General features: G+C 65.5%; 12 protein-coding genes and 1 pseudogene. 8 read left to right on the top strand and 5 right to left on the bottom strand.

Features of this window, described 5'->3' with window-relative positions:
* Positions 1-4: 4 nt before the first annotated feature.
* Both BGP00_RS10960 and BGP00_RS10965 read right to left on the bottom strand, forming a co-directional pair.
* Positions 5-1,351: an amino acid permease gene (locus tag BGP00_RS10960; protein WP_292689299.1), complete on the bottom strand. Its 1,347-nt coding sequence runs from the start codon at positions 1,349-1,351 to the stop codon at positions 5-7.
* Between the two features lie 65 nt (positions 1,352-1,416).
* Positions 1,417-1,893 carry a vgr related protein gene (locus BGP00_RS10965; protein WP_292689300.1) on the bottom strand — a complete coding sequence of 159 codons (477 nt, stop codon included), beginning with the start codon at positions 1,891-1,893 and terminating at the stop codon, positions 1,417-1,419.
* A 99-nt stretch (positions 1,894-1,992) separates the two neighbouring features.
* Between BGP00_RS10965 and BGP00_RS10970 the strand changes: the two genes are divergently transcribed.
* From BGP00_RS10970 to BGP00_RS10985, 4 genes and pseudogenes are all read left to right on the top strand, one after another.
* Entirely contained in the window at positions 1,993-3,093 is a 1,101-nt protein-coding gene (locus BGP00_RS10970; RefSeq protein ID WP_292689301.1) for a GNAT family N-acetyltransferase, read from the top strand.
* Positions 3,090-3,887 (top strand): proline dehydrogenase, encoded by a 798-nt coding sequence (locus tag BGP00_RS10975; RefSeq protein ID WP_292689302.1) that lies wholly within the window; start codon positions 3,090-3,092, stop codon positions 3,885-3,887. The genes BGP00_RS10970 and BGP00_RS10975 overlap by 4 nt, the downstream gene beginning before the upstream one ends.
* A 66-nt stretch (positions 3,888-3,953) precedes the next feature.
* Positions 3,954-5,590: pseudogene (locus BGP00_RS10980) on the top strand (amidase).
* A 39-nt stretch (positions 5,591-5,629) separates the two neighbouring features.
* The gene (locus BGP00_RS10985; protein WP_292689304.1) at positions 5,630-6,826 is read left to right on the top strand and encodes an MFS transporter; all 1,197 of its coding nucleotides are present in this window, start codon (positions 5,630-5,632) and stop codon (positions 6,824-6,826) included.
* 12 nt (positions 6,827-6,838) lie between these two features.
* Here the strand turns inward: BGP00_RS10985 and BGP00_RS10990 are convergent, their stop codons facing one another.
* On the bottom strand, positions 6,839-7,417 hold the full coding sequence (locus BGP00_RS10990) for a PAS domain-containing protein (protein ID WP_292689305.1): 579 nt from the start codon (positions 7,415-7,417) through the stop codon (positions 6,839-6,841).
* Between the two features lie 87 nt (positions 7,418-7,504).
* Between BGP00_RS10990 and BGP00_RS10995 the strand changes: the two genes are divergently transcribed.
* The 4 genes from BGP00_RS10995 (at position 7,505) to BGP00_RS11010 (ending at position 12,040) form a co-directional block, all read left to right on the top strand.
* Entirely contained in the window at positions 7,505-8,716 is a 1,212-nt protein-coding gene (locus BGP00_RS10995) for an NAD(P)/FAD-dependent oxidoreductase (RefSeq protein ID WP_292689306.1), read from the top strand.
* A gap of 86 nt (positions 8,717-8,802) precedes the next feature.
* Positions 8,803-9,828 (top strand): alcohol dehydrogenase AdhP, encoded by a 1,026-nt coding sequence (gene adhP, locus BGP00_RS11000; protein ID WP_292689705.1) that lies wholly within the window; start codon positions 8,803-8,805, stop codon positions 9,826-9,828.
* Between the two features lie 113 nt (positions 9,829-9,941).
* On the top strand, positions 9,942-11,024 hold the full coding sequence (locus tag BGP00_RS11005; RefSeq protein ID WP_292689307.1) for a hypothetical protein: 1,083 nt from the start codon (positions 9,942-9,944) through the stop codon (positions 11,022-11,024).
* A 107-nt stretch (positions 11,025-11,131) separates the two neighbouring features.
* Complete coding sequence (locus BGP00_RS11010; protein WP_292689308.1) at positions 11,132-12,040, top strand: SDR family NAD(P)-dependent oxidoreductase; 909 nt, start codon at positions 11,132-11,134, stop codon at positions 12,038-12,040.
* On the opposite strand, the gene BGP00_RS11015 is transcribed toward BGP00_RS11010, so the two are convergent.
* Together BGP00_RS11015 and BGP00_RS11020 are read right to left on the bottom strand one after the other, a co-directional pair.
* On the bottom strand, positions 12,037-13,041 hold the full coding sequence (locus tag BGP00_RS11015) for a CorA family divalent cation transporter (protein WP_292689309.1): 1,005 nt from the start codon (positions 13,039-13,041) through the stop codon (positions 12,037-12,039). The two genes, BGP00_RS11010 and BGP00_RS11015, sit on opposite strands and share 4 nt — an antisense overlap.
* The gene (locus tag BGP00_RS11020; protein WP_292689310.1) at positions 13,023-13,616 is read right to left on the bottom strand and encodes a TetR family transcriptional regulator; all 594 of its coding nucleotides are present in this window, start codon (positions 13,614-13,616) and stop codon (positions 13,023-13,025) included. The genes BGP00_RS11015 and BGP00_RS11020 overlap by 19 nt, the downstream gene beginning before the upstream one ends.
* Between the last annotated feature and the right edge of the window lie 20 nt (positions 13,617-13,636).

Consider the following 13,636-nt stretch of genomic DNA (forward strand, 5'->3'; position numbering starts at 1 on the left):
GCTTTCAGACGCGGCGGTTTCTCCACCACGCCGCCCCCATCGCCACGCCCAGCGTCACAAGGCTGCTGACCAGTTCGACCCGCCGCGCAGGCGCAAACATCATCGCCACCAGAATGCTCAGGATCGCGCCCAGCGTGGCATAGGAGAGATAGGGAAACAGCCACATGCGGATGGGCAATGTTTCCCGACCCTGCGCCTCGATCCGGCGGCGCTGGACGATCTGGGCCACGCCCACGGTGAAATAGATGAACAGCATCAGCGCGCCCGAGGCATTGACCAGAAAGGAAAACACCAGCTCCGGCGAGATGACCGAGGCGGCCAGCGCCAGATAGCCGAACAGGCTGGCGATCAGGATCGCGCGGGCGGGCACCTTGCGCCGGTTGACCGCGACCAGCCAAGCGGGCGCATCGCCCTTGTCGGCCAGAACGAACAAAACCCGGCTGGTCACATACATGCCCGAATTGAGGCAGGAGAGCACAGCGACCAGCACCACAAGGTTCATCACGAATTCGGCATGGGGAATGGCCATATGGCCCAGCGCAATGGCAAAGGGCGATGTGCCGGGCACGATGGATGTCCATGGCATGACGGCCACGATCAGCAACAGCGACAGCACATAGAACAGGATGATCCGCGCGGCCACGCTGCTGGTGATGCGGGCGATGGTGCGCGCCGGTTCGTGCGATTCGGCCGCCGCCACCGTGGCGATCTCCGCGCCGGTCAGGGCAAAGATCACGCTGGCCGTGCCCGCCAGAACCGCGCCCCAGCCATGCGGGGCAAAGCCGCCATAGGCGTTGAGGTTGCTCCATGTCGGCCCGGTGGGCGAGGTGAGACCGAAAGCCCAGACGCCCGCAATCGCGATAAAGCTGACAATGGCCAGAACCTTCATCAGCGAGAACCAATATTCGAACTCGCCATAGGAGCGGGTGGACATCAGGTTTACCCCGGTCAGCGCTCCGAGCAGCGCGACCCCGATGGCCCAGACCGGCGCGTCGATCCAGATATGCAGGATCTTGGCCCCGGCGATCGCCTCGATCGGCACGACGATGACCCAGAAATACCAATAGAGCCAGCCGCAGACGAAACCCGCGCGCGGCCCCAGCACTTCGCGCACAAGCTCGGTGAACGCGCCAAGGCCGGGGCGCAGCGCGGCCATTTCGGCCATCATCCGCATCACCATCAGTACAACCAGCCCCGCCAGACCATAGGACATGACCACCGCCGGGCCGACCTGGGCAATCGAACTGGACGAGCCGACGAAAAGCCCCGCGCCGATGATCCCGCCAATCGCGATCATCGAGACATGGCGCGATTTCAGCGCGGCCTGAAGCTGGTTGTCATGTGCGGCCAAGCGTGGTCTCCCCTGACCTTGAGTGAACAGGGGGAAGCGGGCCGGGTCAAGTCCTGCCCGATACGCTATTTTGCCCGGCGAAAAGGGATGATCCGTTCAAGATCGCCCAGATGCGGCGCACCGGGCCATGATGCGCCTTGCCGCAGCAGAAAGGTGTGGCGGATGATCTCGGCCTGTTGCTCGATATTGTAATCGCCCAAGGCCGCGCCGGGGCGCAGCGCATAATCATAGCGGCAAAAGGGCATTCGGCGCAGCAGCAGGTTCATCCCCGCCTGATGCTGCCAGACATGGGCCATTTCGTGGATGAACAGGCCCTGCGCCGCCAGCGACCCTTGGGCAAAGCAGGGGTGCCAAAAATGGCTGTCGGGGTGGAAATGGAGATGGCCGCGCGGGGCCATCACCACATTGCGCGGTTGAAACCACCACCATCGGCGGCGGATCACCCGGACCGGTTCGGGATCGAGCGCCGGCCCGAACATGGCGGCGATCATATTCCTTTCGGCGGGCGTCAGCGGGCGGATGGCGGGGCGGGGGCCGGTCATGGCCGCACTATGAGCCCGTCTCGCCGCCGATTCCAGCCGGGCGAGCCAAGGAATTTTTAGGGGTTTTCCTCTATTCCTTACGCGCGGAGGGAATTTCGGGTGAAACACGCGCTGTTCGACAAGGTCTTGTGGCCGGGTGAGCGTTTGCCGGACGAGGTGGTGCTCGGGCTGGACCGGTTTCGCAGCGGCGGGCCTCTGGCGCAGGCGTGGCGGCGGCTGGGCGGATCGCCGACCGGATCGCGCGATTTCGTGGTCGCGCTGGCCGCCACGATGCAGGTCGAGGACCATTTCGAAGTGCTGATCGCCCGGCGCGACAAGGGGATTGCGGCGCTGTTGCCGCTATGTCGGGGCGCGGGTTTTTCCGCCCGCTGGCGCCAGCCCGGCGCGCAGGAGGTCTATGAGGCCTGCGACGGCGCCTATGCCGATGATGCCGCCGCCGCGCAGATCGCCTCCCTGCTGGCACAGGACAGGCGGGCGGCGGAGTTGCACCGCCTGCCCGCCGCCTCGCCTTTGATCCCGGCCCTGAAGGCGGCGATGCGGGGCAAGGGGCTGGTGTCGCTGCGCCCTTCGTTGGCCTGCCCGACCATCGCGCTGGATGAAAAATGGCACAGGCCCGAGCAGGCGTTCAACGCGGGCCGTCGTTCCGATTTTCGCCGCGCCGCGCGGCGGGCCGCGGCCATGGGCCGGGTGGATTACGAAATCATTGCCCCCGATCCGGACGAATTCGACGCCTTGTTCGACGAGGCGCTGGCGGTCGAACTGGCCAGTTGGAAGCGTGCGGCGGGCACGGCCATGGCCATGGATGCGGGCAAGGAGAGTTTTTTCCGCGCCTATTTCCGCCATGCGGCGCAGGAGGGCACGCTGCGCATCGCCTTCATGCGGATCGACAACCGCCCCGCCGCGATGCAGCTGGCGCTGGAAAGCGATGGGCGTTTCTGGCTGTTCAAGATCGGCTTTGACGAGGCCTATGCCCGTTGTTCGCCCGGCGCATTGCTGATGCTCCATACGCTGGCCTATGCGGCGCGGCGCGGATTGGCGGCCTACGAATTGCTGGGCGGGGTGGAGCCGTGGATCGCGCAATTATGGACGCAGGATGCGCATCCGATGGTGCATCTGCGCACCTATCCCTATTCGCGCCAGGGCATGGTGGCGCTGGCCCAGGACGGGCTGGCCTGGATAAAGGCGCGGCTGAGCCAATGAGCCTGTGGGCCGCGCTGCGCGATTTGCGCTATGCTTTGCCCGGCTGGTTGGGGGCACGGCTGCCCTCGCCCGATGCGGCAGCCTTGGGGCGCGCTCTGGCCCGCAAGGGGCTGCTGCTCAGCTTTGGCTATTTCGGCGGGGATGGCGACGGGCCGGATCAGGTGGAGGCGGCCAATCTTTCGCTTTGCGCGGCGATGGGTGCATCTGCGGCGCTGCTGGCGGTCAAGGCGCCGCAATTGGGGTTTGATAATGCGCGTCTGCGGCGGATTGCGCAGGGCGGGTTGCCGCTTGTGCTTGATGCCCATGCGCCCGCTCTGGCCGACGCGACCCATGCGGCGATGGAGGACCTGTCGGCGCAGGGTTTTGATGCGGGATGCGCGATCCCCGCGCGCTGGGCGCGGTCGGGGGCGGATGCGGCGCGCTTTGCCGATGCGCCGCTGCGGCTGCGGCTGGTCAAGGGTGAATGGGCCGATCCGGCGGCGGATGATCCCTCGCGCTATCTTGGGCTGGCCCACAGCCTTGCCGGGCGCGCCGCGCCGGTGGCGGTGGCCACGCATGATCCGGCGCTGGCGGGGCGGGCGCTGGAGGCGCTGCTGCGCGGCGGCACGCCTTGCGAGCTGGAGCAGTTGCGGGGCCTGCCGCGCGCGCGGACGATGGATATGGCGCGCGATCTGGGGGTGAATGTGCGGGTCTATCTGCCCTTTGGTCCGGGATGGTGGCCCTATGCCATCGATAAGGCGCTGGCGCGGCCCTATCTGCCGGTCTGGTATATGCGGGATCTGTTGCGGGTTTAATGCCTCCTGCATTTATGCAGATTCGACGCCCTCTGCATTTATGCAGATTCGACGCCCGCTGCATTTATGCAGATTCGACGCATTGCTTGTGGGTGGCTGCGGGCTAATCTCGTGGCGGCACAAAGGGGGGCTGCATGAGGCTTTACTGGATCGCATGGGCATTGGCGGCGCAGACGGCACAGGCCGCAACCAGAGTGGAGGAAGTGCCGCTCTGGGAAATCTCGGCCCAGCTGGAGCGGGGCGCGGTCAGCAGCGAGGCGGTGACGGGGGCGTATCTGGAGCGCATCGCCGCGATGGATCGCAAGGGGCCGCAATTGCGCGCCATCATCGCCATCAACCCCGACGCCATCGCGCAGGCCCGCGCTTCGGACGCGCGGCGGCGGGCGGGCAAGGCGCTGGGGCCATTGGATGGCGTGCCGATCCTGATCAAGGACAATATCGAGACGCAGGACCCCATCGCCACCACGGCGGGCAGTCTTGCGCTGCGCGACAATGTGGGCGGGCGCGATGCGCCGGTGGTGGCGCGGCTGCGCGCGGGCGGGGCGGTGATCCTGGCCAAGACCAATCTGTCGGAATGGGCCAATATCCGCTCGACCCATTCGATTTCCGGGTGGAGCGCGGTTGGAGGGCAGGTGCGCAACCCCTATGCGCTGGACCGCAGCCCATGCGGATCATCTAGCGGCACCGGGGCGGGCGTGGCGGCCAGTTTCGGCGCAGCGGGGCTGGGGACAGAGACCGACGGCTCGGTGGTCTGTCCTTCCTCGGTGAACGGTCTGGTGGGGCTCAAACCCACGGTGGGCCTGCTCAGCCGCCACCATATCGTGCCGATCAGCCACAGTCAGGACACGCCCGGCCCGATGGCGCGCAGCGTGCGCGATGTGGCCATGATGCTCTCGGCCATGGCGGGGAGTGATCCGGCCGATCCCGCCACAGCGGAGGCCGATGCCCACAAGCAGGATTATGCCGCCCCGCTGGAACAGGCCAGCCTGAAGGGCGTGCGTGTCGCCTATTACCGCCCGACAATGGGCGCGGCTCTGGGCGAGCGGTTTGCCGCCGCGCTGGAGGTGCTCAAGGCGCAGGGGGCCGAATTGGTCGAGGTGGCGCGGCCCGGACTCGATGGTCTGGGCGCGGCCGAACATGAGGTGTTGCGCAGCGAGCTCAAGGCCGATCTCAACACCTATCTGGCCGGGGCCACGGCGGCGGTCAAACCGCGCACGCTGGCCGATATCATCGCCTTTAACCGCGCCAATTCGGAGGCCGAAATGCCCCTGTTCGCGCAGGAAAGCTTTGAGGAGGCCGAGGGGACGCGCGGCATAGCCGATGCCGAATATCTGGGCGCGCGAGCAAAATCCGTGCGTTTGGCGGCGCAGGAAGGGCTGGAGGTGATGCTGGCCAAGGCCGATATTCTGGTCCAGCCCACCACGGGCCCGGCGTGGCTGATCGACCCCATCTATACCGACCAGTCGCGCGGCCCTTCGGCCAGCGGGCTTCCGGCGGTATCGGGCTATCCGCATCTGACCGTGCCGATGGGGCTGGTGGGGGGCTTGCCGGTGGGCCTGTCCTTTATCGCGCGGCCCTATGAGGAGGGCAAATTGCTGGGCGCGGGCTATGTCTATGAACAGGCGGCGCGGGCGCGGACGGCGCCTTCCTATCGCGCCACGGTCGATGCCGGGGCGGCGTTCAAAGGGGCGGTGGAAAAGTAAGCGCTTGGAATCCGCCATCTGATGGCGCATCGCGGCCCCATGACTGAACGGGTCCCCTTTGCCGGAATGCGCCGGGGCAGCGCCGAATATCGCCGGGCCAGCCTCGCGCTGTTTCTGGCGGGCAATGCCACTTTCTCGCTGCTCTATTGCGTTCAGCCGCTGTTGCCCGAATTCGCGCGCGAGTTTGGGTTGGCGCCTGCGGGGGCCTCGCTGGCGCTGTCGCTCACATCGGGCGCGCTGGCCGTGGCGGTGTTTTTGGCCGGAGCCATTGGTCAGGCGATGCCGCGCCGCTCGCTGATGCTCGGCTCGCTGATCGCGGCCAGCCTGCTCAATCTGGTGGCGGGTGTGGCAACGCATTGGCCATGGCTGGTGGCGGCGCGGCTGCTCGAAGGGGTGGCGCTGGGGGGCGTGCCAGCGGTCGCCATGGCCTATATTGCCGAGGAGATGCACCCTGCCGATTTGGTGAAAGCCATGGGACTCTATGTCGCGGGCACGGCCTTTGGCGGGATGATGGGCCGCTTTGCCACAGGATGGTTCACCGAGTTTGGCTCATGGCGCATCGCGCTGGGCGCAATGGGGGGATTGGGGCTGGCCGCCGCGCTGGGCTTTGGCCTGCTGTTGCCGTCCTCGCGCCGGTTTGTGCCGCAACGGGGGTTGGGCTGGGCGCATCACCGGGCGGTGTGGTGGCGGTTGATGCAGGATAATGGCCTGCTGCGCCTGTTCTTCATCGCCTTTGCGCTGATGAGCGTCTTTGTCACCCTGTTCAACTATGTCGGCTTTCGCCTTGTCCGCCCGCCCTTTTCGCTCGGCCATGGCGCGATCAGCGCGATTTTCCTCACCTATATCTCGGGCATTTTTTCCTCATCGATCACCGGCCATATGACCGAGGCATGGGGGCGGCGCCCGGTGCTGGCCATGGGGCTGGTGGCGATGCTGGGCGGGGCTTTGCTGACGCTGTCGGGGGCGCTGCCGTTGATCGTGCTGGGCATCTTGTTGCTCACGCTGGGCTTTTTCTCGGCTCATGCCGCCGCCAGCGGTTGGGTAGGCCAATGGGCGGGGCCGGATAAGGGCCATGCCGCCTCGCTCTATCTGTTGTTTTACTACCTTGGCGCCGGGATCACCGGCACGGCGGGCGGCTGGTTCTATCAGCACTGGCAATGGCCGGGCGTGGTGGCGCTGACAGGCGGGATCTGCGCGGCGGGGCTGGGCGTGGCCCTTTCGCTGCGCCCGCGTTAGAGGCCCGCTGGATTAGAGTCCGGCCTCGACCGCCACGCGGATCGCCTCGGCGCTGGATCGCACGCCCAGCGTCTTGAACATGGCCGAGCGGTGCATCTTGATCGTGCGCTCCGACAGGCCCAATTCCCACGCCACCTGCTTGTTCAGCTTGCCACGGGCCATTTCGACCAGAATCTGGCGCTGGCGCGGAGGCAGGGCGTTGACGCGGGCCAGCGCCTCTTCGCGGGTTTGCCGGTTCTGATCGACAACCTCGACCTGAGAACCGAGGAAATATTCGACTTCGCCATCGGCATCGAACACCGGCGCGATCATCACGGCATTGCGAAACGGGGTGCCGTCTTTTTTGTAATTACGGATTTCGACGATGGCGGGCTGGCGATTGTGGATTGCGTTGCGCAACGTTTCGGTCAGTTCCCCCTCGGTGTCCGGCCCGCGCAGGAAACGGCAATTGCGCCCGATGATTTCCTCGCGGGCAAACCCGGTCAGGTCAATAAAGGCCTGATTGCAGGCAATAATCGGATTGTCGGGCAGCCGGGGATCGCTCACGACGGCGGCGATGGGGCTGTGTTTGATCATCTCGTCGGGCAACATGACGGGGGTTCTAGGGCAGAAAACCGTCTATTCCAAGCCGCAGATCGATGCTGGCGCGAGGTGGCATGATCGCCTAAGGGCGGCGCGATGAAACCGACAAGCGAAAATCATGATGCCATCGTGCTGGGCGCGGGGGCGGCGGGGCTGTTTTGTGCCGCGCAGGCCGGAGCGCGCGGGGCGCGGGTTATCGTGGTCGATCATGCGCCGGAACCGGGGCGCAAGATCCTGATTTCGGGCGGCGGGCGCTGCAATTTCACCAATATTCACGCCACCCACGAACGTTATCTGTCGGCCAACAAGCATTTCGCCCGTTCGGCCCTGTCGCGCTATACGCCCGCCGATTTCCTCGAACTGGTCGAGCGCTATGGCATTGCGTGGCATGAAAAGACGCTGGGGCAATTGTTCTGCGATGGTTCGGCGCGCGAGATTTTGGCCATGCTGGTCGAGGAATGCCGGATCGGTGGCGTCGAGATCGCCTGCGGCCTGTCGCTGGGCGAGGTCAGCCATGCTGATGGCATGTTCCATGTCCGCGCAGGCCATCGGACGCTGTCGGCGCGCCATCTGGTGATCGCCACGGGCGGGCCTTCGATTCCCAAGATGGGGGCCAGCGGCATTGCCTATGATCTTGCGCGGCAATTCGGGCTTAAGGTCGTGCAGCCGCGTCCCGCACTGGTGCCCTTGACCTTGCCGGGGGATGAGGCGCTGTTCCGCGAATTGTCGGGCGTGGCCACCCCGGTCGAGGCGCGGGTGGCCGATGGGCCATGGGGCAAGGCGGCCTTCCGCGAGGCGGCGCTGTTCACCCATCGCGGATTGTCGGGTCCGGCGATCCTGCAAATTTCCTCCTATTGGCAGCGGGGCACGGAATTGGGGATCAATTTCCTGCCCGATCTGGCGGCGGGCTGGATGGTCGAGGCCAAGAAGGCCAATCCGAAGGTGGGCCTGCGCCGTGTGCTGGGCGCGCATTTGCCTGATCGTCTGGCGGTGGCGCTGGCGGATCGGTTGGCGCTGGCGGGCGATCTGGGCCATCATTCGGACAAGGCCCTGCGCGCGGCGGAAGGCGCCTTGGCCGACTGGCGCTTTAACCCCGATGGCAGCGAGGGTTATGCCAAGGCCGAGGTGACCGCAGGCGGCATCGCCACCACCGGCCTGTCGCAAAAGACGATGGAGGCATCCACCGTGCCGGGCCTCTATGCCATTGGCGAGGCGGTGGATGTGACGGGCTGGCTGGGCGGCTATAATTTCCAATGGGCATGGGCCAGCGGCCATGCGGCGGGGGTAGCCATCGCGGAAAACCTTTGACCCGCATCAAGGCCAGGGGGAAAAGAGCGGGCTAGGTAAGCGCCAGCCTTTCAAGGAGATTCTCCATGACTTCGCTTTCCCCCAAAATTCCCGCAACAATGCGCGCAGCGGTCGTCCGTGAATTCGGTGCGCCGCTCACCATCGAGCAATGGCCCACCCCCACCCCCGCGCGGGGCGAGGTGTTGGTCAAATTGCTGGCCACGGGCGTATGCCACACCGATCTTCACGCGGCCCATGGTGATTGGCCGGTCCAGCCCACCCTTCCGTTCATCCCGGGCCACGAAGGCGTGGGCCATGTCGTCGCCCTTGGCGAAGGGGTTGATGATCTGGCGATCGGCGATGCGGTGGGTGTGCCATGGCTGCATGACGCCTGCGGCCAGTGCGAATATTGCCAGACGGGCTGGGAAACCCTGTGTGAAAAGCAGCATAACACCGGCTATTCGGTCAATGGCACCTATGCTGAATATGTGACGGCGCCCGCCGCCTTTGTCGGGCGTTTGCCCCTTGATGCCGATCTGGTGCCGCTGGCCCCGATCCTGTGCGCGGGCGTGACGACCTATAAGGGCTTGAAGGAAACCGAGGCGCGGCCCGGAGAATGGGTGGCGATTTTAGGCGTGGGCGGGCTTGGCCATGTCGCCGTGCAATATGCCAAGGCGATGGGGCTGAAAGTCGTGGGCGTCGATGTGGGGCAGGACAAGCTCGACCTTGCGCTTGAACTGGGCGCGGATCTGGCGGTCAATGCGCTGGACCCCGATGCGGCGGCCCGCGTGGTCGAGGCCACGGGCGGGGGCGTGCATGGCGTGCTGGTGACGGCGGTTTCGGTGCCCGCCTTTGAACAGGCGCTGGCCATGGTGCGCCGCAAGGGGACGGTGGCACTGGTGGGCCTGCCGCCGGGCGCCTTCCCCACGCGGATCTTCGATGTAGTGCTCAAACGCATCACGGTGCGCGGCTCTATCGTCGGCACGCGGCGCGATCTGGCCGAAGCCATCGCCTTTGCCGTTGAGGGCAAGGTGAAAAGCACCATCAGCACGGCAAAGCTGGAAGACATCAACGCCGTGTTCGACAAGATGATCGCGGGCAAGATCGAGGGGCGCATCGTTCTGGCTCTCTGAAATCCGCCTAAGGGCATTTGCCGAGCCAAGGCTCAGTCATGCTTTAGGTATCCCTGTTCATATAGCGAGGCGGCGAGGGCAAGGCTCTCGCCGCCCAGCGGCAGGGAACGGGGATGCGCCTTTTCTTCTATCTTCCGGCCATCACGCCGTGGTGGTTCGAAACCATTGTGACGCCGATGCTGATCCGGCTGAACGCCGATCCTTGGGTCAAGGAAATCCATGTGATGGCGGCCCCGCTCTGGCGCAGCACCGGGGTGGAAGGGGCGCAGCTTGAGCCCTTGATCGCACAGGAAAAACTGCGCTGGCATATTGTCGATCAGGGCGATCCGGCGCTGTTTCGGACGCATGGCGCGGCGGTGCCGGGGCTGATCGAAACGGTGGCGGGCATCAACCCCGACCTGACCCTTGTGCGCAGCAGCGATTTTGCCACGCCAGCCCTGTTTCCCCGTACAGTGCGTTATATCATGGAGGGCGCGGCCGCCCCCTTTGCCACCGATCCATCATGGGTGGTGCTGGAGGAAACGCCCCTTTCCTGCGGGGCGATGCCGGAGGGATGGGCATTGCCGGAGGATCTGGCCGCGCGCCTTGATGCCTTGTGGAAGGCGGCGGCGGGTCGGTTTGGGCCTTTCTCGGTTCCCTTGTCCCGCCCGTCGCTGGCGGTGCCTCTGCCTTGTCAGCATGAGGAGAACCTGTTTCTGCGCCATGCCGCGCATGAGGACGGCGTGGCGCTGCTGCAATCGCTGCTGGCGCGCCTGCCCGAGGAATGGCGGATCGAGGTGAGCGATCATCCGCTCAACCGGCTGCATGGCGATCGCTCGGGGCTGGAGGCTTTCGTGGCCGCCGCGCCCGACCGGATCAGTATGGCTGAGCGCGGGATTGAGGGGATGGTGGCGGGCGCATCGGCGGTGCTGACCGATTTGTGTGATAGCTGGACGTTGGCCGCCTTTGCGGGGAAACCGATGCTGCATCTGGGCCGAGGGGCGATGGCACCATGGACGAAGGCGGGCGAGGATCCGGCCGAATTGACGGGTCCCGACCGGGACGCGGCGCGGCGCTGGTTCGGCTGGCATCTGGCCGCGCGCCTGCTGCGGCCCGAGGCGGTTGAATTGAGCCTGTTGCTGCGCCTCGCCAAAGGGCAGCCGACATGGGAGGACATGGACGCCAATCTCGATGCGCTGGAGGTGCTTGCTCCCTGATCGCGGGCGTGGCGATCCTCTTGCGCATTCGCTCTTACAATGTAAGTATAACATACAAAGGCGACTCAGGCAGCAGATCGCCCGTATGGTAAGAGAGGATGCGTTTTATGCAGGATTTCAACGGGCAACTGGCCTTTATCACCGGCGGCGCCTCAGGCGCGGGGCTGGGTCAGGCGCTGGTGTTTGGCCGGGCCGGGGCCAAGGTCGTCATCGCCGATCTGCGCGCTGATGCGATTGAAACGGCGCTGGGCCAATTGCGCGCCGAGGGCATTACCGCTCATGGCATCGTGCTGGATATCACCGACCGCGAGGCCTATGCCCGCGCCGCAGACGAGGTTGAGCAGGTCTTTGGGGCCGCCCCCACGATGCTGTTCAACACGGCCGGCGTGAACAGCTTTGGCCCGGTGGAAAAGACCACCTATGCCGATTTCGACTGGCTGATCGGGGTGAACCTTGGCGGGGTCATCAATGGCATGGTGACGTTCGTTCCGCGTATGATCGCGAGCGGCAAGCCGGGCCATATCGTCACCACCTCCTCGCTGGGCGGTCTGTCGGGCAGCGCGCTGGCCGCGCCCTATTCGGCGGCCAAGGCGGCGGTCATCAACCTGATGGAGGGCTATGCGCAGGGCCTGGCCAAGCACAATATCGGCGTTTCGGTGATCTGCCCCGCCAATATCAAGAGCAACATTGCCGAGGCCAGCAAGCTGCGCCCCGCAGGGCTCGGCCCCTCGGGATATCGCGAGGATGAGGCGACGATCCAGTCGCTCCATTCGATCCACCGCCACGGTATGGAGCCGGTCGAGCTGGCCGAATGGACCAAGAAGGGGATCGAGAAGGGCGACCTCTACATCATCCCCTATCCCGAGGCCAAGGAGCAGATCCGCGCCCATTTCGACCGCATTGTCGATGCCGTCCTGCCCATTGAGGCCGACCCGGAAGGCGCCAAGGCCCGCACCGACGCGCTGATGGACTGGGCGCAAAATGGCGCGAAGGTTTTTGCGAAAACCGCCGGTTAACGGAAAAACCCGCGCCAGTGCAGGGTAACATAGGTGGCGAGCGAGGCCAGCAAAGCGACGCCTCCCGCCACCCATGTTCCCTCGCCATGGGCAAAGGGCAGGGCGCCGGTGTTCATGCCGAAAAAGCCCGTCACCAGCGTGGCGGGCATCAGCAGCACCGTCATCACCGAGAGGATATAGAGGTTGCGGTTGATCCGCTGATTGGCGGCCAGTTCCAGCTCTTCACGCAGCATGCGCACCTGCCCTTGCGCGGCGGTCACGTCCTCGTCCAGCCCCTGCGCGCGCTGGGTCAGCTTTTCCACCGTGGGGTGGAGCGCGGCGTCCAGATCACCGTCCTCCTCCAGCCGCATCAGCACCCGCTTGGTGCCGTCCATAATGCGGTGGATGATCGAAAGTCGCCGCCGCAATTCCAGCAGATCGCGCGCCGAGGGCGGGGCCTTGCCCGCCAGCACGGCATCCTCGGCCTTTTGCACGCGGGCTGACAATTGCGTGACCAGCGCCGCCTGATTGGCGACAATGGCCGACACCAGCACATCGAGCGCGCGTTGCGGGCTGTCGATGAACAGTTTTTCGGCAAAGCGATCGCGCAGCACATCGGCAAAGCCCAGCGGATGCATCCGTGCGGTGATGATCATGTCGGGCGTAATCGCCACATGGACCGTTCCGGCGCGGTCGGTATAGCGGATCTCGAAATCGCGCTGGAGATCCTGAAGCACGCAGGAGAGCGTATCGCCTTCAACAAAGCTGCTCTGATGCGTGTCGGGGGCCAGCATCGCCTCGCGCACATTCTGGGGTAGGAAATCGGCGCGCTCGATCCATTGCCGCGCGCCATTGTCGGCCAGGCTCATATGCAGCCAGCGAAAGACGCCATCGGCGCGCGGAGTGTCGATGGCGATGTCGCGCGGGCCAGTGGTGTAGAAATCCTTGCCCCAGAGCAGACCGTTGCCGGGCTGGCTCCATGCCGGCGCGCGTTCGGGCGTTTTCACATCCGGCGCAGACATTCCGAGCCCACGATCAGCGCTTCCAGACTGTCCATCACCGCCGGTTCGATCGGGGTCAGCTTGCCCATCGCCTCGCCATAGGTGTTGTCAAAACCGGCCCAGCCGATCACCAGCGCCTGAATGGCTGAATGCAATTGCACCGCCTCGGCCGCGCTCAGCCCCAGCGGCTGCAGGCGCTGGGCCAGATATTCGCGAAAATTGCGGAAATCCTCTTCGACATAGCCCAGTGAGAAGGTCAGCCGGGCTGCATCGCGGGCGCTGTGATACATCGTCCAGAGCGCGCGGCCATAGGCGCGGGCCCAATCCTGCCATGTCTCGCACACGGGCATATCGGCCATGGCCAGAGCATAGAGGCGCTGGCTCATCCGGCGCAGCAGTTCCTCCTTGTTCGGGATATGCCAATAGATCGACATGGCCTGCACCCCCAGCCGCCCGGCAAGGCGACGCAGCGAGACGGCATCAAGGCCCTGTTCCTGCATCAGCGCGATGGCCTCGCCCACGATGCGTTCGGCGCTCAGTGGGGCGTTGGGCGCCTCGGCGGCGGGTCTCTCGGAAGGGGTGGTCGCGCTGCACATGATGGCATGACTAGGCGCGG

The organism is Novosphingobium sp. 63-713, from assembly GCF_001898925.1.
GTDB lineage: Bacteria > Pseudomonadota > Alphaproteobacteria > Sphingomonadales > Sphingomonadaceae > Novosphingobium.